The sequence below is a fragment of the Prauserella oleivorans genome, from assembly GCF_042685745.1.
GTDB lineage: Bacteria > Actinomycetota > Actinomycetes > Mycobacteriales > Pseudonocardiaceae > Prauserella_A > Prauserella_A oleivorans.
In genome coordinates, this window is record NZ_JBHUNT010000001.1 from 3,931,953 (window position 1) to 3,955,899 (window position 23,947).

22 protein-coding genes are annotated in these 23,947 nt (G+C 70.9%); 11 read left to right on the forward strand and 11 right to left on the reverse strand.

Annotation, left to right across the window (positions count from 1 at the left end):
* Positions 1 to 54: 54 nt before the first annotated feature.
* Positions 55 to 492: an acyl-CoA thioesterase gene (locus ACFSZT_RS19265; protein ID WP_377390999.1), complete on the forward strand. Its 438-nt coding sequence runs from the start codon at positions 55 to 57 to the stop codon at positions 490 to 492.
* 65 nt (positions 493 to 557) lie between these two features.
* On the opposite strand, the gene ACFSZT_RS19270 is transcribed toward ACFSZT_RS19265, so the two are convergent.
* A complete protein-coding gene (locus tag ACFSZT_RS19270; protein WP_377391001.1) occupies positions 558 to 2,141 on the reverse strand; it encodes an alkaline phosphatase D family protein in 1,584 nt (527 codons plus the stop codon).
* A gap of 108 nt (positions 2,142 to 2,249) precedes the next feature.
* On the opposite strand from ACFSZT_RS19270, the gene ACFSZT_RS19275 reads away from it, so the two are divergent.
* Complete coding sequence (locus ACFSZT_RS19275; RefSeq protein ID WP_377391003.1) at positions 2,250 to 2,711, forward strand: tRNA (cytidine(34)-2'-O)-methyltransferase; 462 nt, start codon at positions 2,250 to 2,252, stop codon at positions 2,709 to 2,711.
* Positions 2,712 to 2,715: 4 nt separating this feature from the next.
* Here ACFSZT_RS19275 and ACFSZT_RS19280 read toward each other — a convergent pair whose 3' ends face one another.
* From ACFSZT_RS19280 to ACFSZT_RS19300, 5 genes are all read right to left on the reverse strand, one after another.
* The gene (locus tag ACFSZT_RS19280) at positions 2,716 to 3,696 is read right to left on the reverse strand and encodes a VWA domain-containing protein (RefSeq protein ID WP_377391005.1); all 981 of its coding nucleotides are present in this window, start codon (positions 3,694 to 3,696) and stop codon (positions 2,716 to 2,718) included.
* Positions 3,693 to 4,643 carry a DUF58 domain-containing protein gene (locus tag ACFSZT_RS19285; RefSeq protein WP_377391007.1) on the reverse strand — a complete coding sequence of 317 codons (951 nt, stop codon included), beginning with the start codon at positions 4,641 to 4,643 and terminating at the stop codon, positions 3,693 to 3,695. The genes ACFSZT_RS19280 and ACFSZT_RS19285 overlap by 4 nt, the downstream gene beginning before the upstream one ends.
* Positions 4,644 to 4,651: 8 nt before the next feature.
* Positions 4,652 to 5,713 carry an AAA family ATPase gene (locus ACFSZT_RS19290; RefSeq protein WP_377391009.1) on the reverse strand — a complete coding sequence of 354 codons (1,062 nt, stop codon included), beginning with the start codon at positions 5,711 to 5,713 and terminating at the stop codon, positions 4,652 to 4,654.
* Positions 5,714 to 5,853: 140 nt separating this feature from the next.
* A complete protein-coding gene (mobA, locus tag ACFSZT_RS19295; RefSeq protein WP_377391011.1) occupies positions 5,854 to 6,393 on the reverse strand; it encodes a molybdenum cofactor guanylyltransferase in 540 nt (179 codons plus the stop codon).
* On the reverse strand, positions 6,390 to 7,718 hold the full coding sequence (locus ACFSZT_RS19300; protein ID WP_377391013.1) for an NlpC/P60 family protein: 1,329 nt from the start codon (positions 7,716 to 7,718) through the stop codon (positions 6,390 to 6,392). The genes mobA and ACFSZT_RS19300 overlap by 4 nt, the downstream gene beginning before the upstream one ends.
* A gap of 238 nt (positions 7,719 to 7,956) precedes the next feature.
* Here ACFSZT_RS19300 and ACFSZT_RS19305 point away from each other — a divergent pair, with 238 nt between their 5' ends.
* The 6 genes from ACFSZT_RS19305 to ACFSZT_RS19330 all read left to right on the forward strand — a co-directional run bounded on the left by ACFSZT_RS19305 (position 7,957) and on the right by ACFSZT_RS19330 (position 15,699).
* Complete coding sequence (locus ACFSZT_RS19305; RefSeq protein ID WP_377391015.1) at positions 7,957 to 8,475, forward strand: hypothetical protein; 519 nt, start codon at positions 7,957 to 7,959, stop codon at positions 8,473 to 8,475.
* Entirely contained in the window at positions 8,472 to 9,929 is a 1,458-nt protein-coding gene (locus ACFSZT_RS19310; RefSeq protein ID WP_377391017.1) for a flagellar basal body protein FliL, read from the forward strand. The genes ACFSZT_RS19305 and ACFSZT_RS19310 overlap by 4 nt, the downstream gene beginning before the upstream one ends.
* Before the next feature lie 197 nt (positions 9,930 to 10,126).
* Positions 10,127 to 12,949: an aconitate hydratase gene (locus ACFSZT_RS19315; protein WP_377391019.1), complete on the forward strand. Its 2,823-nt coding sequence runs from the start codon at positions 10,127 to 10,129 to the stop codon at positions 12,947 to 12,949.
* Positions 12,950 to 13,473: 524 nt separating this feature from the next.
* Positions 13,474 to 13,998 carry a TetR/AcrR family transcriptional regulator gene (locus ACFSZT_RS19320; protein WP_377391021.1) on the forward strand — a complete coding sequence of 175 codons (525 nt, stop codon included), beginning with the start codon at positions 13,474 to 13,476 and terminating at the stop codon, positions 13,996 to 13,998.
* A gap of 36 nt (positions 13,999 to 14,034) precedes the next feature.
* Positions 14,035 to 14,712, forward strand: a complete 678-nt coding sequence (locus ACFSZT_RS19325; RefSeq protein WP_377391023.1) for an NAD(P)H-dependent oxidoreductase — start codon at positions 14,035 to 14,037, stop codon at positions 14,710 to 14,712.
* A 273-nt stretch (positions 14,713 to 14,985) separates the two neighbouring features.
* The gene (locus ACFSZT_RS19330; protein WP_377391025.1) at positions 14,986 to 15,699 is read left to right on the forward strand and encodes a sulfite exporter TauE/SafE family protein; all 714 of its coding nucleotides are present in this window, start codon (positions 14,986 to 14,988) and stop codon (positions 15,697 to 15,699) included.
* A gap of 29 nt (positions 15,700 to 15,728) precedes the next feature.
* Here ACFSZT_RS19330 and ACFSZT_RS19335 read toward each other — a convergent pair whose 3' ends face one another.
* From ACFSZT_RS19335 to ACFSZT_RS19355, 5 genes are read right to left on the reverse strand one after another with little or no spacing between them, the layout of a single operon-like run.
* Positions 15,729 to 16,223 carry a nitroreductase family deazaflavin-dependent oxidoreductase gene (locus ACFSZT_RS19335; RefSeq protein ID WP_377391027.1) on the reverse strand — a complete coding sequence of 165 codons (495 nt, stop codon included), beginning with the start codon at positions 16,221 to 16,223 and terminating at the stop codon, positions 15,729 to 15,731.
* A 4-nt stretch (positions 16,224 to 16,227) separates the two neighbouring features.
* Positions 16,228 to 17,223: an L-histidine N(alpha)-methyltransferase gene (egtD, locus tag ACFSZT_RS19340; protein ID WP_377391029.1), complete on the reverse strand. Its 996-nt coding sequence runs from the start codon at positions 17,221 to 17,223 to the stop codon at positions 16,228 to 16,230.
* Positions 17,220 to 17,999 (reverse strand): ergothioneine biosynthesis protein EgtC, encoded by a 780-nt coding sequence (egtC, locus tag ACFSZT_RS19345; RefSeq protein WP_377391031.1) that lies wholly within the window; start codon positions 17,997 to 17,999, stop codon positions 17,220 to 17,222. The genes egtD and egtC overlap by 4 nt, the downstream gene beginning before the upstream one ends.
* A 2-nt stretch (positions 18,000 to 18,001) precedes the next feature.
* Positions 18,002 to 19,354, reverse strand: coding sequence for an ergothioneine biosynthesis protein EgtB (gene egtB, locus ACFSZT_RS19350; protein WP_377391033.1), 1,353 nt, complete (start codon positions 19,352 to 19,354; stop codon positions 18,002 to 18,004).
* 2 nt (positions 19,355 to 19,356) lie between these two features.
* Positions 19,357 to 20,643 carry a glutamate-cysteine ligase family protein gene (locus ACFSZT_RS19355; protein ID WP_377391035.1) on the reverse strand — a complete coding sequence of 429 codons (1,287 nt, stop codon included), beginning with the start codon at positions 20,641 to 20,643 and terminating at the stop codon, positions 19,357 to 19,359.
* Between the two features lie 153 nt (positions 20,644 to 20,796).
* Here ACFSZT_RS19355 and ACFSZT_RS19360 point away from each other — a divergent pair, with 153 nt between their 5' ends.
* From ACFSZT_RS19360 to ACFSZT_RS19370, 3 genes are all read left to right on the forward strand, one after another.
* Entirely contained in the window at positions 20,797 to 21,387 is a 591-nt protein-coding gene (locus tag ACFSZT_RS19360; RefSeq protein WP_377391037.1) for a TetR/AcrR family transcriptional regulator, read from the forward strand.
* A 195-nt stretch (positions 21,388 to 21,582) separates the two neighbouring features.
* Positions 21,583 to 22,899, forward strand: coding sequence for a hemolysin family protein (locus ACFSZT_RS19365; RefSeq protein ID WP_377391039.1), 1,317 nt, complete (start codon positions 21,583 to 21,585; stop codon positions 22,897 to 22,899).
* Positions 22,896 to 23,945: a hemolysin family protein gene (locus ACFSZT_RS19370; protein WP_377391041.1), complete on the forward strand. Its 1,050-nt coding sequence runs from the start codon at positions 22,896 to 22,898 to the stop codon at positions 23,943 to 23,945. The genes ACFSZT_RS19365 and ACFSZT_RS19370 overlap by 4 nt, the downstream gene beginning before the upstream one ends.
* Positions 23,946 to 23,947: the final 2 nt, after the last annotated feature.

Sequence of the window (23,947 nt, forward strand, 5' to 3'; positions counted from 1 at the left end):
CCGATACCGGCTGGTAACCAGGGATGGTGTTGGCCACAGCGGTAGCGTGCGGGCATGGTCGACCTCCACCACGCACCGGTCGTGACGATGCCGCTGCGCGTGCGCTACCACGAATGCGATCAGCAGGGCATCGTCTTCAACGCCCACTACCTCGCCTACGCCGACATGGCGGCGTTCGAGTTCTACGAGGTGGTGTTCGGCTCGAAGCACTACACCACCGACCACGGCGTCGATCTGGTGGTGGCTGAGACGACCCTGCAGTACCGGGCTCCCGCGCGGTTCGACGACGACCTCGGCGTCGGTCTCAGCATCGAGCACGTCGGAACCACGTCGCTCGTGCTGGGCATCCGCATCCACCGCGACCGCGAGCTCCTGCTGCAGGGCGCCAACCGGTACGTGTGGGTCAGCCTCGACACCCTTCGCCCGACGGCGCCGCCCGACCACATCCGCGAGGCCGTGCTCAAGGCACAGCAGTCCGCCCTCGGCGGCTGAGCGACGCGCTGTGGTGCCGGCTCCCCGCGGCAGCCGGCACCAGGCAGGCCGGGCGTGCAGGCAGGTCAGCTTGCCTGCACGCCCGGCCTGCCGTCCTCCACGACGAAGCTGGCGCGGGTGCTGATGGGGGCGCCGGGCCGGGTCACGTAGGGCAGCACGCGGAAGTCGCTGCGCCACCGCTGCCGGTCGACGTGGACCCGGACGTAGCCACGCTGGCCGTTGAAGAACTTCATGTGCGGGTTGGCGGCGAGGAACCGCTCGCCGTCGCTGTTCATGTCCGCGCCGTCGCCGCCGCTGGTGATCGACGTGCCGACGAACTCGCTGCCCACGGTCGGCGAGTCGGGATCGGTGAAGTCGCGCTTGAGGTCCCACGCGTAGTTCTGGTGGCGGTCGCCGGTGATCACCACGAGGTTGCGCACTCCCTGGTCCTGGGCCTCGGCGAGCAGCCGGTCGCGCTCGGCGACGTAGCCGTCCCACGGGTCCGTCCACACCTCCGTCGCCTCACCGGGGTCCCGGTCGGTCTGCCCCATCGGCGCCTGGTTGCCGAGCACCTGCCAGCGCGCCCGCGAGCTGCCGAACCCGCGCAACACCCAGTCCCGCTGCTCGGCACCGAGGATCGTGCGCTCCGGATCGAACCGCTCGTCACACGTGGCGGACGCCCCGTCGCCGCACGGCTGGTCGTCCCGGTACTGGCGCGTGTCGAGCATCGTGAACTCCGCGAGCCGGCCGTAGGAGATCCGCCGGTGCAGCCGCACCTCCGGCCCCGATGGCATCTGCTCGCTGCGGAACGGCATGTTCTCGTACATCGCCTGGAACGCCTGCGCCCGGCGCTGCCGGAACGTCGCCGGGTCGTCGTCGTTCTCCGAGATGTCGCCCGCCCAGTTGTTCTCGACCTCGTGGTCGTCGATCGTCATGATCCACGGGAAGCGGGCGTGCGCCCGGATCAACGGCTCCTCGGACTTGTAGAGCCCGTACTGGAGGCGGTAGCGCGCGAGACCGGTCGTCTCGGTGTGGAACTTCGGATCGGTGACCACGCCCCGCCGGTTGTTGGCCACGCCGTACTCGTAGAGGTAGTCGCCGAGGTGCACCACCAGGTCGAGGTCCTCCTCGGCCAGGTGGTCGTAGGCGGTGTAATAGCCGTCCTGCCAGGCCTGGCAGGAGGCGAACGCGAAACTGAGCTCCTTCGGGTTGGCCGACCGCGCCGGGGTCGTGCGGGTCCGGCCGGTCATGGAGATCTCGCCGCCGACGCGGAAGCGGTAGTAGTACTCGCGGTCCGGCGCGAGGCCGCTGATCTCCGGGTGCACGGAGTGCCCGAGCTCCGGTGTCGCCACAACGCTGCCCCGCTTCACCACACCGCGGAAGCGCTCGTCGACGGCCACCTCGTACTCGACCCGGACGGGGCGCGCGGGCATGCCACCATGACCGTCCTCGGCGAACGGGTCCGGGGCGAGCCGGGTCCAGAGCACCACGCCGTCGGGCAGCGGGTCGCCGGAGGCCACACCGAGCGCGAACGGGCTGCCGTCGACCCGGGGTGCGGCGAAGGTGCCCGACGCGTTCCAGGCGCCGGTGCCGAGGAGAACGGCGGCGGCGCCCGCGCCGCCGTAGCCGAGGAAACGTCGCCGGGACACTGAGCGCGGACGCGCGACCATGGGGTCCTCCTGTGGTGGGGATGCGGGATCGGCAGAATCGTGGTGCGCCGACGTGGCCACCACGGTTCGCACGGGCGACACACGCATGAACAGGAGAAGATCAACGACGTGTTCCGGGTCGTCTTCTACCACCCCGAGATCCCGCCCAACACGGGCAACGCGATCCGGCTCGCCGCGAACACCGGCTGCGAGCTGCACCTGATCGAGCCACTCGGATTCTCGCTGGAGGACAAGTACCTGCGCCGGGCCGGGCTCGACTACCACGACCTCGCGCACGTCCGGGTCCACGCCGACCTCGCCGCCGCGTGGCGGGCGCTGGCACCCGAGCGGGTCTTCGCCTTCACCACCCGCGGCACGCGCCGCTACACCGACGTCCGCTACGCCGAGACCGACGTGCTGTTGTTCGGGCCGGAATCGACCGGCCTGCCCGACGACGTGCTCGCCGACCCGATGGTCACCGAGCGGTTGCGGCTGCCGATGCTGCCGACATCCCGCTCGCTCAACCTGACCAACACCGCCTCGATCGTGGTCTACGAGGCGTGGCGGCAGCTGGACTTCGCCGGCTCCTAGCCGGTCAGGGCAGTCGCTGACCGAGGAACAGCGAGCTGCCCGCGGCACCGATGAGAACGATGGTGCCGAGCACGACCCACGGCCTGCTCGCGTCGACGTTCTTCGTCTCGTAGCCGATCTGCTCGCCGAGGCTGGCGTAGACCTCCTTGAGCTCGTCGGCCGTGGCGGCCTTGTAGAAATCCCCGCCCGACAGGCGCGCGATCTCCCGCATCGAGGTGTCGTCGACCTCGACGGGGATCTGCTTGCCTTCGATCTCGACCGACCCGTGCGAGGTGCCGAACGAGATCGTCGTCACCGGGATCTCCTTCTGTTTGGCCACGCCCGCTGCCGTGAACGCCCCCCGCGGGGCGTACTCGTCCTGCGGCACGGTCTGCTTGCCGTCGGTCATCAGCAGGATCCGCGCGGGCGGCGGGCCATCGGCTCCGCCGACCACCGCCGAGAAGCTCTCGATCGACTGCAGCGCGGCGAAGATGCCCTCACCCGTCGCCGTCGACTGGGCCAGCTTGAGGTTGTCGATCGCGCGCACCACGCCGTCGCGCTCGGTCGTCGGTGCCACCAGGACCGTGGCGGTGCCGGCGAACGAGATGAGCCCCAGGTTCACCCCGGGCGTGAGCCCTTCGGCGAACTGCTTCGCGGCGTCCTGCGCGGCCTTGAGCCGCGTCGGCGCGACGTCGGTGGCCTCCATCGACAGCGACACGTCGATCACGAGCATCACCGTCGCCCGGTTGCGCGGCACCTTCTGTTCCGCGGTCGGCCCGGCCAGCGCGAAGGTCAGCAACAGCAGCGACACGACCAGCAGTGCCGCCGGCACGTGCCGTGTCCAGCGCCTGCCGCGCGGCGCCACTCGCTCCAGCAACTCCAGGTTCGAGAACCGTAGGGTCCGCTTGCGCCGGGTCCGCAACGCCAGCACGTAGCCGGCCACCACGGCGGCCACGACGAACAGCAGCAGGAACCACCACGGCGAGGAGAATCCGGTGAGGCTCACGACGCCGCTCCCGACCAGCCCCGCTTGCGCGCCACCACGAACCGCACGACGTCGGCGATCCAGTCGGAATCGGTCCGCAGCACCAGATGCCCGGCACCGGCCTGCCGCAGCGCCCGCGCCACCTGGGCGCGGTGGGCCTGTGCGGCAGCGGCGAACTCCTTGCGCAGCAACGCCGAGGCGTGCACCTCACGTTGCCTGCCGGTCTCCGGATCGGCCAGCACGATGTCCCCGACCTCGGGCAGGTCGACGTCGCGCGGGTCGATTACCTCCACGCCGATCAGGTCGTGCCGGGCCGACAGTGCCCGCAGCGGCCGCTCCCAGCCGGTGTCGCCGAGGAAATCCGACACCACGACGGCCAGGCCCCGGCGTCGCGGTGGCCGGCGCAGCTGGTCGACGAGCGCGCCGAGGTCCCCGCGCGTGCCTTCCGGTGCGCGGGGCATCTGCGCGACCCTGCGGACGAGGTTGCGAGCGTGCGCGAGCCCGCCACGCGGCGGCAGGCGCACGGTCTCGGCGCCGTTGGAGATCAGCGCGCCGATGCGGTTGCCGCCGCCGCGGGTCAGGTGCACGACAGCCGCGACGGCGCAGATGACGAGATCACGCTTCTCGCACACCGCCGTCCCGAAGTCGAGGCTGGCGGACAGGTCGGCCACCACCCACGTCTCCAGTTCCCGGTCGGCGACGGTCTCGCGAATGTGCGGCGTGGTCGTCCGGGCGGTGACGGCCCAGTCCATCCGGCGGACGTCGTCGCCGGGTTGGTACGGCCGCGCCTCCCCCGGCTCCGAGCCGGGCCCCGGCACCAGACCGAGATGGTTACCCTGCAGCAGCCCGTCGAGCCGGCCGCGCACATCGAGTTCGAGCGTGCGCAGGCCCGCCTCGAGCCGGTCGCCCCGCAGCACCGGAGGCGCCCAGGCCGGCCTGCCCTTCGCGGCGTCGTTGATCGGACCCATGACGCGCGCTACCTGCCGGGCACACCTGCCGCCACCGGCTGCCCGCCCTGCGGCCGGGCAGTCACCTGCGGCAGCGGCACGGTCTGCAGGATGCGGTTGATGATGTGGTCCAGCGGCACGCCGTCCGCGAGCGCGTCGTAGGACAGCACCAGCCGGTGCCGCAGCACGTCCGGTACGACGTCCACCACGTCCTGCGGCAGCACGTAGTCGCGGCCGCGGACGAGCGCGAGTGCCCGAGAGGCGGCGATGATGCCGAGGCTCGCGCGCGGCGAGGCACCGTAGGACACCCACCCCGCCACGTCGGTGAGGCCGTGCTCGCCGGGTGTGCGGGTGGCCAGCACGAGCCGCACGACGTAGTCGACGAGGGCGTGGTGGACGAACACCTGCGAGGCGACCCCCTGCAGCCGCACGAGCTCGGCGGGGCTGAGCACCTCGTGCGGCTCGGGCGGCGTCACGCCCATCCGGTAGACGATCTCGCGCTCCTCCTCGGCCGTCGGGTATTCGACGACGATCTTGAAGAGGAACCGGTCGCGCTGCGCCTCCGGCAGCGGGTACACGCCCTCGTTCTCGATCGGGTTCTGCGTGGCGAGCACGAGGAACGGATCCGGCATGGGGAAGGTCTGGCCGCCGATGGAGACGTGCCGCTCGGCCATCACCTCGAGCATCGCCGACTGCACCTTCGCGGGCGCGCGGTTGATCTCGTCGGCGAGCACGAAGTTGGCGACCACCGGTCCGAGCTCGACGTCGAACCTCTCACTGGCCTGGCGGTAGATCCGGGTGCCGAGGATGTCGGCGGGCACGAGGTCGGGGGTGAACTGCACACGGGAGAACGACCCGCCCACGACCTTGGCGAACGTCTCGACCGCGAGGGTCTTCGCGACGCCGGGCACGCCTTCCAGCAGCAGGTGTCCCTTGGCGAGCAGTCCCACCAGCATGCGCTCCACGAGCCGGTCCTGGCCGACGATGACGCGCTTGACCTCGAACACGGTGCGTTCCAGCAGCTGCGCGTCACGCGCGGGTGTGCCGGGCTGCGCCGCGGTCGCGCCGTCGGAATAGCCGGGCTCGGTCACACCTAACCTCCTTGCCGGTGATCTTCGTCTACGCCGTGTGACCGTACCCGTGCCGACGGGCACGGCAACGGCCGAGGCTATCGGCCCCAGCAAACCGTTCCCCCGGTATGGCCGCTGTGAAGCATTCCGGTGCGCCCCGGCTACCGCAGATCCTCGGGCGTGTCGATGTCGGAGGCCTCCCCGGGAAGCGCCGGAACGTCCACGATGGAGAGACCGCTGAGCGTCCGGTGCAGCGACGCGCCCACCGGATCGGCGGGCAGCGCGGCCCGCAGCCGCGTGGTGCGCCAGATGCCGATGAGCCATTGCCTCCGCCCGGCCTCGTCGGTGAGTACGGCGCCGTCGGCGTCGCCGAGGGCGGCGCGCAACCGGTCGACGGTGCCCGCGCCGACCCCGCGCAGATCGGCGGCCAGCACCGCGACGAGCGGCTGCTCGACGAGCCGCAGACCGGCCGCGAGCGCGGCGACGGGGCCGGAGCGGGGCGGGTCCTCGCGCGTCCAGCGCACGCCGGAGATTCCCTCGCGCCGCGGGCCGACCACGACCACGGGGTCGGCCGCACGCAACGCGGTCACCGCTCGCTCGAGCAGCGTCGTGCCGGCGATCTCGAGCAGGGGTTTGTCCACGCCGCCGAGCCTGCGCGCGGCGCCGCCGGCGAGCACGATGCCCGCGAGGCCGGAGGTCACCCGATCAACCGGGTCGCATACGGCACGATGTCGCCGTAGCGTACGGGCACGACCCGGACGTATCCACCCGAGTACGGCGCCTCGATCATCTGGCCGTTGCCCAGATACAGCGCGACGTGGTGGATGCCGCCGTTGCCCCAGAAGAGCATGTCGCCACGGCGAGCCTGGGACAGCGGCACCTTGCGGCCCGCGTGGTACTGGTAGCCGCTGTAGTGCGGCAACGCCTGGACGCCGGCGAACGCGTAGATCATCAGCCCGGAGCAGTCGAACCCGATCTTGGCGTAGTCGCCGTGGGCATCGGCCACGCCGCCGTCGCGGATGCCATAGGTCGGGCCGGAGGCGTTGCCACCACCCCACGCGTACTGCACGCCCAGCTGGGACATCGCGCGTGCGATCACCGACTCGACGGACGCGCTCGAGGGTGCCGAGCTCGCGGGTGCCGACGGCGCGGGCGCGCTGCTGCCGCCGGACGCGGCGAGTGCCGCCTGCCGGGCCCGTTCCGCCTCCTCGGCCTCCTTCTGCGCGAGCCAGTCCTCGTACCGGGCGCGCTGGCCCTCGAGCCCGTCCACCCGGGACTGGGCTTCGTAGAGCTGCTGCTCGACGCGGCTCTTCTCCGCCTCGAGCTCGCTGGTGCGCGCCGCCTGGCCCTGCTGGGCCTGGATCGCGGCGGCCTGGGCCTGCTCGGCGGCGGTCTTGGCCTGCTCGGCCTCGGCCCGGCGCTGCTCGGCGAGCTCGAGCGCCTTGCGCGCCGCGGCGTCCTTGTTGGACTTCTCGATCTGGGCGCGCTGCATGTCCTCGAGCGCGTCGAGCTCGCTGCTGCTGACGGCTTCGAGCAGTTGCGCACGGGCGAGGAGGTCGTCCGGGCTCTCCGCGCCGAGGTAGGCGCCGATGGAGCCGATCGTGCTCCCCTGCCGGTAGCTGCCCGCGACGAACCGGTCGAGATCGGCGCGCGCGGCCTCGATGGCGCCCGCCGCCGCGTCGGCCTCGGCCCTGGCGGCCGCGGCGTCGGCCTCCGCCTGGTCGGCGGCGGCGCGGGCCGACTGCAGGTCGACGCGCGCCTTGTTGGCCTGCTCCATCTTCAGCTCGACCTCGGCCTGCAGGGCGGCCAGCCGGGATTGCGCCTCGGCGAGCCGGTTGGTGAGCTGGCCGACCTCGCCCGCCTTGGCGTCGGCGGCCTCGCGGCCTGCCTCGAGCTCGGAATCGCTCGGGTTCGGGGGCGGTGGCGGCACCGCGGCGCCCGTGCCCGCCAGACCCAGCAGCGCCACCAGGGACACGGCACCGATCGCGAACGCCCGCCGCACACCGGCGGCGCCCCCGCGCGTCACGTCCGATCGCCTCAGCCTGGCCGGCACAGCCTCCACCTCCCCGTTCGGTGTAACAGACTGTGCCACCGGAGTCACTACTTCACCACATGTCACATGCGAAACTTCGTCATCTCCGGACACATTTACCCAGAACGGGGGATATCGGCCGACGCCAAATCGTGATCCGGCAGGATGCGCTCACCGGCGCGGCCCCAGCGGACGCGGGAGCTGCTGCCGCCGCGAACAGGGGGAAACCGCGATGCCGACCAGCCGCCCGACCGCCGCCCACGTGAGCGCCGTGGTGTCGTCGCTCGGCCTCGTGGTGGCCGTGACCGGCAGTTTCCTGCCGTGGTTCCGCTCCGGGGAGGTGGAGCGCAACAGTTACCAGGCCGCCGGGCTGGTCGACCGGTTCGCGCTGCTGGACAACCCCTTCGCCACTGGCGCGCTCGCCGCCTGGGGCGCGGTTCCGTTGCTGTGCGCGCTGTGCGTGGCGCTGTTCGCGACGCGACTGCTCCGCGTTGGCGCAACGACAACGGTGCTTCTCGCGATAGTCGTAGGAACCGTTTCACTGCTCGCCACCGTCCAACGCAGTGACGGCGAGGGGGTCATCGGCATCACGCCGGCGGGCCCGCTCACCACCACCACAGGCATGGGCATCGCACTGCTCGGAGGGCTCGGCGTGCTGGGCACGGCGTGGCGTCCCCGGCGACGCGGACCGACGCCGCGAACACAGCGCCCGCACAGTGCGCCCGAGGAAAGAACAGGTAGGGAACCGTGACAACTCCAGGCCCCGGTGATCAGTGGCCGAACCCGCAGCAGGGCGGATATCCGCCGCCGGGCGGCCAGTACGGCAATCAGCCCTACGGCGGGCCACCTCCGCAGCCGGGCGGCTACCCCCAGCAGGGATATCCGCAGCAGTACGCGCCGACGAACTACCAGCAGCCGCCGGGCGCGGCCTACCAGCAGCCGGGCGGGGTCGCCGTGCCTCCGCCGCCGGGCGGAGGCGGCAGGAGCAAGCGCGGGCTCATCATCGGGCTCGTCGTCGCCCTCGTCGTGGCCGCGGGCGGCGTCGCCAGCTACTTCGCGTTCTGGCAGCGCGACTCGGCCGCCGCGGGCGCCGCGACGCCCACCGACGCCGCCCTCAACCTGGCGAACTCGTTCGGCGATGGTGATCTCGTCGGCATGCTGAGCACGCTCGCCCCTGCGGAGGCGGCCCTGCTCACGGACCCGCTGAAGGACTCCACCACCGAGCTCAAGCGGCTGGGCATCCTCACCGAGGGCGCCGACCCGAGCAACTTCGGTGGCATCTCCCTCACGACCGAGAACCTGACGTTCGACGAGCAGGGCGCCGAGCAGATCAACGACCACCTGACGATCACGAAGCTCACCGGCGGGAAGGTCACGCTGGGGGCCGACCTGGCCAACCTGCCGATCGCCGACGAATACCGCGACGCCATGCTCGCCGAGGCGGGTGGCGCGGCCACCGGCGGAAGCCAGACGATCGACATCGGCCAGGTCGTGCGCGAGACGGGCGAGCCGATCCGCATCGCGACGGTGAAGGTCGGCGACGAGTGGTACCCGAGCCTCTTCTACACGATCGCCGACAACGCCCTGCACGAGGAAGGCGAGCAGTGGCCGTCGCAACCGATCCCGGCCAACGGCGCCGCCTCCCCCAACGAGGCCGTGCAGCAGACCGTGCAGGCGGCGCTGGAGGGCAACCTGCGGCGCGTGATCGAACTGCTGCCGCCCGACGAGATGGGCGTGCTGCACGACGTGGGCCCGCTGATCCTCGATGAGATGTCGTCGTTCACCGGTGCGCCGGAGGATGTGCGGATCACCAAGCTCGAGACCGAGACCAGTGAGGTCTCCGGCGGCACCCGCGCGACCATCACCGCGCTCGACCTCGAACTGGGCTCGCAGGGCTCGATGTCGCTGGCGAAGGACGGCGACTGCTACCAGGCGACGTTCCAGGGGCAGACCGAGCGGCTCTGCGCCGACCAGCTCGCGGCCATCGTCGAGCAGGAGGCCGACTCCGGCATGCCGCAGGCAGCCCGGGACGCCCTGACCAACCTCGGCGCCGGCGTGATGAAGCAGGGCCTGGGCGTGGTGACCACCGAGGTCGACGGCAAGCACTACGTCAGCCCGCTGCGCACGTTCACCGAGCTCGGCATGACGGTGCTGCGCAGCATGCAGCCGGAGGACGTGCAGGCCATGATGGAGGGCGCCAACTGACCTCTCCGCGGCCGCACCGGCGACCGCAGGCCCGGGCCCGGTACCACACGTGGTGCCGGGCCCGGCTCGTACCTCCCCTTGAAGCGAAAAAAGGACAAGCGTACTGTTTGAGGTCAGCAGGGCGTCATCGAGCCCACCTCTGCGGGCGCGACGGGGGTGCGCAAGACTCGGCCCTGGGTACCCGAACGAACCGCCGCATGGAGTTACACGTGACTGCACCTGCCAGCAAGAACAGCTTCGGCGCTCGAGACACGCTGAAGGTCGGTGACGCCTCCTACGAGGTGTTCCGGCTCGACAAGGTCGAGGGGTCGCAGCGGCTTCCCTACAGCCTGAAGATCCTGCTCGAGAACCTGCTGCGGACGGAGGACGGCGCCAACATCACCGCCGAGCACATCCGCGCGCTCGGCAACTGGGACCCGAAGGCCGACCCGTCGATCGAGATCCAGTTCACCCCGGCCCGGGTGGTCATGCAGGACTTCACCGGTGTGCCGTGTGTGGTCGACCTCGCCACCATGCGGGAGGCCGTCACGGAGCTCGGCGGCGACCCGGACAAGGTCAACCCGCTCGCGCCCGCCGAGCTGGTGATCGACCACTCCGTGATCATCGACATCTTCGGCCGCGCCGACGCCTTCGAGCGCAACGTCGAGATCGAGTACGAGCGCAACCGCGAGCGCTACCAGTTCCTGCGCTGGGGCCAGAACGCCTTCGAGGAGTTCAAGGTCGTCCCGCCGGGCACCGGCATCGTGCACCAGGTCAACATCGAGTACCTCGCGCGCACCGTCATGGCCCGGAACGGCCAGGCCTACCCCGACACCTGCGTGGGCACCGACTCGCACACCACGATGGTCAACGGCCTCGGCGTGCTGGGCTGGGGCGTCGGCGGCATCGAGGCCGAGGCGGCGATGCTCGGCCAGCCGGTGTCGATGCTCATCCCGCGGGTGGTCGGCTTCAAGCTCACCGGCGAGATCCCGGCCGGTGCCACCGCCACCGACGTCGTGCTGACGATCACCGAGATGCTGCGCAAGCACGGCGTGGTCGGCAAGTTCGTCGAGTTCTACGGTGAGGGCGTGGGCGCGGTGCCGCTGGCCAACCGGGCCACCATCGGCAACATGAGCCCCGAGTTCGGCTCGACCGCCGCGATCTTCCCGATCGACGACGAGACCATGCGTTACCTCAAGCTCACCGGCCGCTCGGAGGAGCAGCTGGCGCTGGTGGAGGCCTACGCCAAGGAGCAGGGCCTGTGGCACGACCCGAGCCACGAGCCCGAGTACTCCGAGTACCTCGAGCTGGACCTGTCGACGGTGGTCCCGTCGATCGCCGGCCCGAAGCGCCCGCAGGACCGCATCGAGCTCACCGACGCGAAGTCGTCGTTCCGCAAGTCGCTGCACGACTACGTCGAGCAGGACTACCCGGCGCCGCACACCAAGGTCGACGAGAAGGTCGAGGAGAGCTTCCCGGCCAGCGACGCGCCCGCCCTGTCCTTCGCCGACGAGGACGCCGCGCCCGCCCACTCGGCGGCGAACGGCGCGTCGGGCCGCCCGTCGAAGCCGGTGAAGGTGACCTCGGCCGAGCGGGGCGAGTTCGTGCTCGACCACGGTGCCGTGGTGATCGCCTCGATCACCTCCTGCACCAACACCTCCAACCCGTCGGTGATGCTCGGTGCCGCGCTGCTCGCCCGCAACGCGGTGGAGAAGGGCCTGACCGTCAAGCCGTGGGTCAAGACGTCGATGGCTCCGGGCTCCCAGGTCGTCACCGACTACTACGAGAAGGCCGGGTTGTGGCCGTACCTGGAGAAGCTCGGCTACCACCTGGTCGGCTACGGCTGCACCACCTGCATCGGCAACTCCGGCCCGCTGCCCGAGGAGATCTCCAACGCGGTGCAGGAGAACGACCTGACCGTCGTGTCGGTGCTGTCCGGTAACCGCAACTTCGAGGGCCGGATCAACCCCGACGTCAAGATGAACTACCTGGCCTCGCCGCCGCTGGTCATCGCCTACGCGCTGGCCGGGACGATGGACTTCGACTTCGAGAATCAGCCGCTGGGCCAGGACTCGGACGGCAACGACGTCTTCCTGCGCGACATCTGGCCCTCGCCCCAGGAGATCCAGCAGACGATCGACCAGGCGATCACGCAGGAGATGTTCACCAAGGACTACGCCGACGTCTTCGACGGCGGCGAGCGTTGGAAGTCGCTGCCGACGCCCGAGGGCAAGACGTTCTCGTGGGACCCGGAGTCGACCTACGTGCGCAAGCCCCCGTACTTCGAGGGCATGACCGCCGAGCCGGAGCCCGTCACCGACATCCACGGTGCGCGGGTGCTGGCCAAGCTGGGCGACTCGGTGACGACCGACCACATCTCGCCCGCCGGCGCGATCAAGGCCGACTCCCCCGCCGGCCGGTACCTGACCGAGCACGGCATCGACCGCAAGGACTTCAACTCCTACGGCTCGCGCCGGGGTAACCACGAGGTGATGATCCGCGGTACGTTCGCCAACATCCGGCTGCGCAACCAGCTCCTCGACGACGTGCAAGGCGGCTACACGCGCGACTTCACGCAGGAGGGCGGCCCGCAGGCGTTCATCTACGACGCCGCGCAGAACTACGCCAAGGCCGGTATCCCGCTGGTCGTCCTGGGCGGCAAGGAATACGGCTCCGGCTCGTCGCGGGACTGGGCGGCCAAGGGCACCCGGCTGCTCGGCGTACGCGCCGTGATCGCCGAGTCCTTCGAGCGGATCCACCGGTCCAACTTGATCGGCATGGGCGTCATCCCGCTGCAGTTCCCGGACGGCGAGTCGGCGGAGTCGCTCGGCCTGGACGGCACCGAGACGTTCGACTTCGAGGGCATCACGAAGCTCAACGAGGGCGAGACGCCGCGGACCATCAAGGTCACCGCGACCAAGGAGAACGGCGACAAGGTCACCTTCGACGCGGTCGTCCGGATCGACACCCCCGGTGAGGCGGACTACTACCGCAACGGCGGCATCCTGCAGTACGTGCTGCGGAAGATGACACGTTCCTGAGTGCGCTCGGCACCGCTGACGGCCCGGTTCCCGCGTTCGCCGCGGGGGCCGGGCCGTTCCCGTCGGAGGATCCCCGCCCGTGATGGACTGGCTCGTCGTGCCGGGGGCGCTTGTGCCGTTCCCTGCGTGCCGGCCATCTGCATACGCTGCGAGAAGCCGATCCGGGTGAGCCGGGAGCCAGAAACCCTCATGAGCTGCTCCGCTGACACTCCTCGTCGACAGAACGGTCCGCGAACACTCGTGGAACGGTCTTTACACGTTGCCGCGGACCACGGCGCGGGCGTCCCGCCGGCGGAATCCCTGAAGTCAGTGCGCGCTGGGTAGTGAGTCGGTGGGAGACGCCGATGAGCACCCGCCGTCGCGCCTGGAACAACGCACTCGCGTAGGCGAGGACCTGGCCACGTCTGCCACGCAGAACACGCACCGGCGGCCCCAACGGAGACGGAGCAGCTGCATCGCACCCGCGGATGTGCGCGGCAGCGAGCCGCACCTCCAGTGTAAAACGATCGTGGTACATTGGTCGGGTGACGACGACTCGTGAACGGATCATCAGCAGCACCGAACCTGTCTTCGACCAGCACGGTTTCGCCGGCATCGGCGTGGACCGGCTCACTGAGGCAGCCGGGGTCTCGTCCCGCACCTTGTACAAGCACATGGGAAGCAAGACCGGGCTCATCGCCGCGGTCCTGGATGCTCGCCGGGAACGCTTCAGCCGGGTATTCGATGTCTCGACGGTCGATGAGCTCTTCGATGCACTGGCGGCCTGGGTCCGGTCCGAGGGGGCACGCGGGTGCCTGTTCCTGCGTGCGCTGGGCGAGGGCGGACGCAGCATCCCGGAGGTGGATCGCGCGGTCTCGCAATACCGGGAACTACTGCACCGCGTGATGTCCCGGATCGTCGAGCACGAAACCGGCGGTGCGGACGAGCTTCTCGCCGAGCAGTTGCTCGTGGTCTTCGAGGGAGCGACCTCTGCGGCGTCCTACCGCGGGCAGCGGGCCATTGACGCCGCGCGGATCGTCGCGAGGTCCCTTGTCGTCACACGCACCTGAGTCAGTCCTCGCCTGTCGAACGGAGTTCCTCCTTATATGCATCTGCTGACCGTCTTCTCCCACCCCTTCACCGATCGCTATCCGGCCGCGGTGATGGAGGCTTTCCACGAACCATTCCGGCGGGCGGGACACACGATCGATGTCCTTGACCTGCACCGGGAAGGTTTCGACCCGCGATTCACCGAAGCTGACCACGCACATTTCTGGGGTGGCCCGATCCCGGACGGGATCGCCGAGATGCACCGCCGGGTCGAAGCCGCGGACAGGCTCGCTTTCGTTTACCCCGTCTACTGGTGGGGGATGCCCGCGATGATGAAGGGGTGGATCGAGCGCGTCTTCACCGGCGGCTGGGCGTACCAGTACGGCGATGGTGTCGACGACCGCGGCAAGCAGCCGCTCAACGCGCTGCTGCCGAGTATCCCCACTGTGCTCATCGGCGTGGCCGGGTCGAAGCAGCGAACCTATGACAAGTACGGCTACCGCGAGGCGATGCGCACCCAGATCGACGTCGGCATCTCGGCCTACTGCGGTATCGACGACGTCGAGAGCCACCTCATCTACGACGTCGAAGGCGATCACAACGCACCTCGGCGCGAGGCTGGGCTGGTTCAAGCCCGTGGCATCGCCGAGGCGTTCATCGCGCCTGACCGGGTGGCGCGGACAGCGAAGGCCGACCACTTGGCCGCCCGGCAGGAGCAGTCGTCGTCTCTCTGACTCGGCCCAGCGTCCGAGCCGGAAGGCATCGCCTCAGGCTACGCGTCCTCTTCGCAGTTGCCGCAGCAAAGCTGTGAACACGACATTTGTGCAGTGCGTGGGAGTGAGCCGGGTCGCGACGGTGGATGGAGTTGACAAGGTGCTGCCGACGGATGGGAGAGGGCGTGCTGTGGAGGACGACGCGTTCCTGAGCCTGCGCGGCACCGCTGACGGCCCGGTTCCCGTGTTCGCCGCCGGGGCCGGCACGTTCCCGTCGGAGGGTGCCCGCCCGTGATGGACTGGCTCGTCGTGGCGGGCCCGATCCTGCTGGTCGGGGCGGTGGTGCAGGGCGCGGCGGGTTTCGGCATGAACCTCGTCGCCGCACCGCTCTTGGCACTCGTCGAGCCCGCGCTCGTACCGGTGCCGCTGCTGATCGTGGCGAGCGCGCACGGCCTACTCACGATCGCGCAGGAGTACCGGGACACCGACTGGCGGGGCGTGGCCTGGGTGACGCTCGGCAGGCTACCGGGGACCGTGCTGGGTGTGCTGGCCGTGGCCACGCTCGCCGAGCGCCCGTTCGCCGCGATCGTGGGCGGGGCCGTGCTCGTGTGCGTGGTGCTGTCCGTGGTGTCGTGGCGCCCGCAGCCGCGGCCCGCCACGTTGTGGACCGCGGGCGTCGCGAGCGGCACCTTCGGCACGGCCGCGTCGATCGGCGGGCCGCCGATCGCGCTGGTCTACCAGCATCAGCCCGGTCCGCGAATCCGGGCGACGCTCGCCGCGTGCTTCGGCATCGGCACGGCCATCTCCCTGGCCGGACTCGGCATCGGTGGGCAGCTGCACCTGTCGCAGCTCGTCCTCGCCGCGGGGCTGCTGCCGTTTCTCGTGGCGGGTTTCCTGCTCTCGGGGCCGCTGCGGCGCGTGCTGGACAACGGCCGGATCAGGGTCGCCGTGCTCGTCATCTCGGGCGGCAGCGGACTGGCGCTGCTCCTGCGGAGCATCGTCGGCTGACGTATGGCCCCGGGCTGAAGGGCCCTCGGTTACCCGCTTCTATCCGGCGTCCCGCCGTGGGGCGTGAGGACGAAGATCGGGAACTCGCGGCCCGCCTCGTCCCGCTCCATGGCGTAGCCGGGCCAGAACTCCAGCAGCCGCCGCCACATTCGGTCCCGGTCCTCTCCGGTCAGTTCCCGCGCCCGTACCGGGACCTCGCGGCCACGAACGAGGACGGTCGCCTCCGCGCAGGCGCGCAGGTTGAGTGTCCACGCGGGATGGTGTTCGCGGCCCCAATTCGAGCCGGTGACGACGAAATCGGCGCCATCCGGGTAGTACAGCAGGTTTGTCGCGCGGGGCACGCCCGTCTTCCGACCTCGCGTGGTGAGCCGCAGCGACGGCAGCCCGGCGATGGTGACGAGGCTGACCCGGCCCTTCGACAGCCGATGCAGGCGGGTGTCGGCCCAGACGATGCCCTTCGCCAGCTTCATCAGCCACCGCTGCGTCCCCAGCGCGCGGGCGAGGACCGATAACGGGTTCGGCATGCCGCTATTCGATCATGCCGTGTCCCCACTGCACCGCGCGTGCCAGCGACACGCCGAACCGCCCCTCGTCGTCGGTCCACCATCGCTCCAGGGCGAGCCCGGCGTCGGCGAGCTCGGCGCGCACGCCGTCGGGCCGGAACTTCGCCGAGATCTCGGTCCGCAGGTGTTCCCCGGCCGCGAACGTGACCTCCATGCCGGCCCCGGGAATCCGCACCCGGACGTCCTGCTTCGCGCGTAGTCGCATCTCGATCCACTCGGTGTCCGGATCCCAGTGGGACACGTGCTCGAACGCGTCCGGATCGAAGTCCGCGCCGAGCCGCTGGTTGAGCACGTTCAGCACGTTCCGGTTGAACGCCGCCGTCACTCCGGCCGCGTCGTCGTAGGCTCGCACGAGCGTGCCGGGGTCCTTCACGAGATCGGTACCGAGCAGCAGCCACTCCCCCTCGCTGAGAACGTCGCGCACCGAGCGCAGGAATTTCGCGCGCTCGGCGGGCAGGAAGTTGCCGATGGTGCCGCCGAGGAACACCACCAGCCGCGGCCGTGTGCCCGGCAGTACCCCGAGGTGCTCGGTGAAGTCACCGACTACCCCGTGCACACCGATGCCGGGATAATCGGCCGCGATGGCGTCGGCCGCCGCCCGCAACGCCGACTCCGAGACGTCGAGGGGCACGAACTGCTCGAGCGATCCGTGCGCGGCGAGGGCATCGAGCAGGGTGCGCGTCTTCTCGCTCGACCCGGACCCGAGCTCGACGAGCGTGTGCGCGCCGGTGGCCGCCGCGATGGCGCCGGCCTCCCGGCGCAGCACCTCGCGCTCGGCGCGCGTCGGGTAGTACTCGGGCAGCTCGGTGATCCGCTCGAACAGTTCGCTGCCCCGCGCGTCGTAGAACCACTTGGGCGGCAACCACTTCTGCGTCGCCGAAAGCCCTTCACGCACGTCCTCCCGCAGTTCCCGCGTGACGTCCTCGGTGCTGCGCTGCACCTCGAGATTCACATCGCTCACGCCTGTCTCCGTTCTGTCGCACGGCCCGCATCGAGGGCGGTGGTCTCCACCGACGGCGGGCGACCCGGCCGGACCACCACGAGGTGGCCGTCCGGCACCGGGCGCCAGCCGGGGTCGTCGTCGCAGGGTTCGGATGCCACGAGCACCCCGTCGGCGCCCGCGTGCACCGACAACGCGTGTGTCCACGCGGTGCCGATGACGATGTCCCGCCCGGCCAGCAGCAGGTTCAGGCGCGAACCCGGCGCCGCCCGCTCGACGTCGGTGACGAGCTGGGCGATCTCGCCCACCGGGTCGGCGCTGCCGCGCAGCCGGTGCCGCAGCAGTGCCCACAGCAGGGCGGAGTCCGTCCGGGCCTCTAGCCGCAGCAGGTCGGCGACCGGCAGCTTCTCCGCGAGCCCGGCGACCGAGTCGGGCCAGCCGCGGACGACGCCGTTGTGGCTGAACAACCAGTCTTCGTCGGCGAACGGCGCGCACGCCGCCTCGGCCACCGGCATGCCCGCCGTGCCCGAGCGCACCGCGCCAACGTACACGGGTGCGCGCACGGTCTCCGCCAGCCGCGGCACCGTCTCGTCCGTCCAGATCGGACTCGACCGCCGGTGGCGTACGGTCCTGCCGTCGTCGGCGAACCAGCCGAGCCCGAAGCCGTCGGCGTTGACGGCGCCTCCGCCCCGCATGTCGCGCGGCGCGTAGGACTGGACCAGCAGCGAGTGCGGAGCCTGGAACGCCGGCCCAGCGGGTGAGCGCGGCGCACCGAGGTAGGCCAGGTGGCGGCACACGCTCAGACCTCGCCGGGACGCAGGTCGCGGGCACAGCGGAAGCCGGCGAAGATCTGCCTGCGGATCGGGTAGTCCCAGTTCCGGAACGTGCCGCGGATCGCGACCGGGTCGGTGCCGAACGACCCGCCCCGCAGCACCTTGTACTCCGGTCCGAAGAAGACCTCCGAGTACTCACGGTAGGGAAACGCCGTGAAGCCCGGGTAGCCGGCGAAGTCGCTGCTCGTCCACTCCCAGACATCACCGATCAGCTGGTGCACACCGAGCGGCGACGCACCCCGGGGATAGGCGCCCACGGCGGCGGGGCGAAGGTGGCGCTGGCCGAGGTTCGCGTGCTCGGCGGTCGGGTCCGCGTCACCCCACGGGTAACGCCGCGAGCGTCCGGAGACCGGGTCGTGACGGGCGGCCTTCTCCCATTCGGCTTCGGTGGGCAGCCGTTTGCCAGCCCATGCCGCGTACGCCTCGGCCTCGTGGAACGACACGTGCACCACGGGCTCGTCGGCGGGAACACGTTCGTACACGCCGAATCGGGTGCGCCACCAGCCGCCGGCCTCGCGGCGCCAGAACCGGGGCGCGGCGATGCCGTGCTGCTTGAGGTAGGCCCAGCCCGCCTCGCTCCACCACCGCCGGTCGGTGTAACCGCCGGAGTCCAGGAATGCCGTGTACTGGCCGTTGGTGACGGGGAAGGTGTCGATCGCGAACCCGTCGACGTGCACCTCGTGGGCGGGGCGCTCGTTGTCCAGCGCCCACGGCTCCACCGACGTGCCCATCACGAACGGGCCCGCGGGCACGATCACCTCGGCGGGCGCGGCCGCCGTGCGGCACGGCGGCGGGGCGGGCGCGTGCAGGACCGGCTCGCCCTTCCGCAGCTGATGGGTGGCGAGCATCGTCTCGTCGTGCTGTTGCTCGTGCTGGGCGACCATGCCGAACGCGAACGCCGACGCGGTGAGCCGGCGGCCCTCCAGTGGCGCCCGGTCGAGCGCCTCGAGGGCCTTCGCCCGGACCTGGCCGACGTAGTCGCGGGCCTCGGCGGGCCCCAGCAGCGGCAGCGACGGCCGATCGGCGCGCGGATGCTGGAAGGCGTCGTAGAGGTCGTCGATGTCGGGGCGCAGGGGTTCGCGGCCTCCGACGTCACGCACGAGCCAGATCTCCTCCTGGCTGCCGATGTGCGCGAGGTCCCACACCAGCGGCGACATGAGCTTCGAGTGCTGGCGGGTCAGATCGTCGTCGTCGACCGCGTCGGTGAGCGCGGCGGTGCGCTCGCGCGCCCGGGCCAGGGCCGCGGCGGCGTGGGCGCGCACATCCTCGGGGGCCAGCTCGGCGAGCGGGTTCGGCGACTCGATGTGAACGGCGGTCATGGTCACTCCCCTCCTCGGTACCGGACGCGCCGCTGGACGGCGTACGCGATGTCGGCGATCGTGTCGGCAGGCAGGTCGACGGTGGTCAGCTCGGCGCAGCCGAGGTCGGCGATGCGCCGGGCGGCATCGGCCAGCGCACGGTCGGCGAGTCCGAAGCGGGCGGCGTCGGACCAGCGCCCGGCCACCGGTTCGCACACGTCCAGCACGCGATCCACTGTGGATGGACGGCGCAGCAGGGCCGTCAGCAACGCCACGGGGTGCAGCCATCTGCCCGGCGGCTGGGCGTCGAGGTAGCGGATCTCCAGGTAGCCGTGGGGCCGCACCGGGGTGAACAGGGTCGTGAGGTGGTAGTCGAGGTCGTCGTAGGTGGGCGGTGGGAGTCCCGCCGCGGGACCGCGGCGACCGATCCAGTCGGCGAAGGTCAGTCCCGCGGGTGCGTCCCACGTGCCCTCGGGTCTGCGCAGCACCATGAGTGGCGTGTCCAGCACCCGCGCCGACCATGCCGCGGCCGGGTCCGCTCCGACCTCCGCGGCCGTGGTGCGCGCCGGCTCGGTGTCCATCACCGACCGCCAGCGCGCCGAGGCCAGTCCCGTGTCCCTGCCCGCGTGCGTCCGGGAGTTCGCGAACGCGGCCACCAGCACCGGGCCCAGGGCGTGGATGGCGGCCCAGCGCGCGGGCAGCTGCGCCTGCTCGCCGACGTCGACGCACACCTGGAGGGCCGCCGTGCTGCACATCATCGTCACGCCCGCCGGACCGAGCGGGGAGAACCGGCGTTCCATGGCGGCGTAGCGCTCGGTAGTCAGCGTGCGGACGGGCGGCCGGAACGGGTCGATGGCGTGCGGGCCGAGGCGGAGCCCGGCCGGGGCGAGCAGATCGGTGACGTAGGCGAGATCGGTCTGGGCCGCGGTGACGAGGTCGCGCAGGGAGCCATGGGGGGCGGTGGAAATCTCCACCTGGCAGCCGGGTTCGAGAGTGAGTGCGGAGCCCCCGGGCAACGGGACGGACGGACTGTCCGGGCGCAGTGTCCGCGGTGTGTGGGGACCGAGTGCCGAGCAGAGGCGAGCCGGATCGACGGGACGGCGGGGATCGGTGGCGTCGTGGACGAGGTATTCGAGTTCGACTCCGGTCAGCCGGGGCGGCCCGTGCTTGAAGCACACCGAGGCCACGTACGCCTCCCCCTCGGCGCGGTCCGCGACGACCCGGGCGGCGACATCCGTCGCCGTGACCGTGCTGTCACGCACCACCTGGCCGGCTGGCTCTGCGTGGGGAGGACCGTGTACCGCCGTCATCAGACCACCCGCCTCGGCTTGGGAGACCGTCGGTTCCGGACGCTACCCGGGGGGTCCGACAATCGCAGCCCTTCGCGTGCGGCCGGGGTACACCGACTCCCAGTACGTACGTACGGTTTGCGTTGGCCTCGGCCGGGGTGTCAAGATCGGTGAATGCCACGGGTGAGCCAAGACCACCTCGACGCGCGGAGGCGACAGATCCTCGACGGCGCGCGGGTGTGCTTCGGGCGCTTCGGCTACGAGGGTGCCACGGTGCGCAGGCTGGAGGAAGCCACCGGCCTGTCCCGCGGCGCCATCTTCCATCACTTCCGCGACAAGGAGTCGCTGTTCCTCGCCCTCGCCGAGGACGACGCCGCGCGCATGGCCGACGTCGTCGCGCAGCAGGGACTCGTGCAGGTCATGCGCGACCTGCTCGCCGGCGACACCGAACACCCTGCCGACTGGCTCGGCACGCGGCTGGAGGTGTCCCGCAGGCTCCGCACCGATCCGGAATTCCGGGCACGGTGGGCCGAACGCTCCGAACAGCTCACCACCGCGACCCGCAAGCGCCTCCTCTGGCAGCGCGAGGCCGGCAACCTGCGCGACGACATCAGCATCGAGGTGCTCACCGCCTACCTGGAGCTCTTCCTTGAAGGCCTGGTCTCGCACCTCGCGATGGGGCTGCCCGCCGACGACCTCGAACCCGTGCTGGATCTCGTGGAGGAAAGCGTCCGCAGGCATCGCGCCTCCGGCGGCGCCGGCTGACCCACTCGGGAACACGGCGGAGCCACGCCGCGTTTCACCTGGTTAAGATGGGTCCACTTCCCTGTTTCGTCGTGTTCCACGAGGAGTGACGTCGTTCGTGCGCGATGCGCAGTCACCTGGTGACAGTATCCGGCCGGGTGACCGACCCGGCTTTCTGATCTCTCCCGCCCGGGCCACCGAAGGCGGTGCGCGCTGATGGACGTGCTGCTCACGGTCCTCGGCCTCCTGTTCGTCGTGCTGCTGACCGTCGGAACCGGTCTCGCGGTCGCCGCGGAGTTCTCGCTCACCACGCTCGAGCGCAGCACCATCGAGTCGAATGTCCGCCAGGTCGGCGACCGCAGGTCGAAGACCGTGCTGAGGGCGCATCGCACGCTGTCCTTCCAGCTCTCCGGCGCGCAGGTGGCCATCACCCTCACCACGCTCGTCACGGGCTACGTCGCCGAGCCGCTGCTGGGCCGCGTCATCCGGCCCGCGCTCACCTCGCTCGGCATGTCCGGGGGCGCCGCGGCCGGCACGTCGCTGGTGGTGGCCATGCTGCTCGCGACGATGCTGTCGATGGTGATCGGCGAGATGGTGCCGAAGAACCTCGCCGTCGCTCGCCCACTGCAGACCGCCCGGGCCGTCGCCGGCTACCACTCCCGGTTCTCGGCCCTGTTTCGCTGGCTCATCGCCCTGATGAACAACAGCGCGAACTGGGTGGTCCGCAAGCTCGGCATCGAGCCTCAGGAGGAGCTCCGTTCGGCGCGCTCGCCTCAGGAGCTCGGGTCGATCGTGCGCACCAGCGCCCAGACCGGCACCCTCGACGTCTCCACGGCGCAGCTGCTCGACCGGTCGCTGCGCTTCGGCGAGCGCACGGCGGGCGAGCTGATGACGCCCCGCGTGCGGCTGGAGTCGCTCCACATCGACGACACCGTGCAGGACCTGGTGGCGCTGTCGCAGCGCACCGGGTTCTCGCGCTTCCCCGTCTATCGCGAGGACCTCGACGACGTCCAGGGCGCGGTGCACGTCAAGCAGGCGTTCACCGTGCCGGCGGCCGAGCGCACGACCGTGCCCATCGGCTCGGTGATGCGGCCGGTGCCGACCGTGCCGGAGTCGCTGCCGGGTGACGCCCTGCTCGACCGCCTGCGCGCGTCACGGTTCCAGCTCGCCATCGTGGTCGACGAATACGGCGGCAGCGCCGGTCTGGTGACGCTTGAGGACGTGGTCGAGGAGATCATCGGCGACGTCCGCGACGAGCACGACGAACGCGAGCAGCCCGCGTCCCAGCAGATCGGCGCCGACAGCTGGATGGTGTCGGGGCAGCTGCGCGACGACGAGGTCCTGGACGTCACCGGGTTCAAGATGCCGGAGGGTGATTACGAGACGATCGCCGGTCTCCTGCTGGAGCGGCTCGGCCGCATCCCGGCCGTCGGCGACTCGCTCGACCTCGACGGCTGGCGGCTCACGGTCACCGAGATGGACCGGCACCGCGTCGCGGAGGTCAACGTGGAGCGCCGGGAGGTGAGCGCGTGAACGACTGGGTCGCGATCTCGCTCATCGGGATCCTGCTGCTGCTGAACGCGTTCTTCGTCGGCGCGGAGTTCTCCCTCATCTCCTCCCGCCGCGACCGCCTGGAGGCGCTGCTCGACCAGGGCAAGGCTCGCGCGAAGATCGTCATGAACGCGGGTGAGCAGGTCTCGCTCATGCTCGCCGGCGCCCAGCTGGGCATCACGATCTGTTCACTGCTGTTGCTGCAGTTCGGTGAGCCCGCGGTCGCCCACCAGCTCGAAGCCGCCGTCCATGCCCTCGGCGTGCCGCTGCCCAGCTACCTCGTGCACGCCGTGGCGTTCGTCGTGACGCTCGTGGCGATCACGCTGCTGCACGTGCTGATCGGCGAGATGGTGCCGAAGAACCTCGCCATCGCCGAGCCCGAGCGAATGGCCCTGTGGCTGGTGCCCGTGCACGTCGCGTGGGTGCGGCTGACGAAGCCGTTCATCTGGCTGCTCAACGGCCTCGCCAACGGCGTGCTGCGGCTGATGCGGGTGGAGCCCAAGGACGGCATCGACTCCGGGTACACCTCGGACGAGCTGGCCGCCCTGCTCAGCGAGTCGCGCCGGGAGGGCCTGCTCGACCAGTCCGAGCACCGGCGGCTGTCGCAGACGCTGTCGTCGGTGGAGAAAACCGTGTCGGACGTGCTGGTGCCGGTGGACGAGCTGACCACCCTGCCCGCCCAGCCGACGGTCGGGGACGTGGAGCGCGCGGTGTCCTCCACCGGGTTCTCGCGCTTTCCGCTGCGCGCCGACACCGGCACGCTGGTCGGCTACCTGCACGTCAAGGACGTGCTGGATCAGGTCGGGGACGATCCCGGCGCCCGGGTCCCGGTGCGCAAGACACGGCGGCTGACCCAGCTCCCCCTCTACGCGCGGCTGGACCGGGCGCTGTCGGCGATGCGGCGCGAGGGCAGCCATCTGGCGACGGCGGTGGACGACACGGGACGGATCGCCGGCGTGGTCGCCCTCGAGGACCTCGTCGAGGAGTACGTGGGTACCGTCCGCGACGGCACCCACGTCGGGATGTAGGT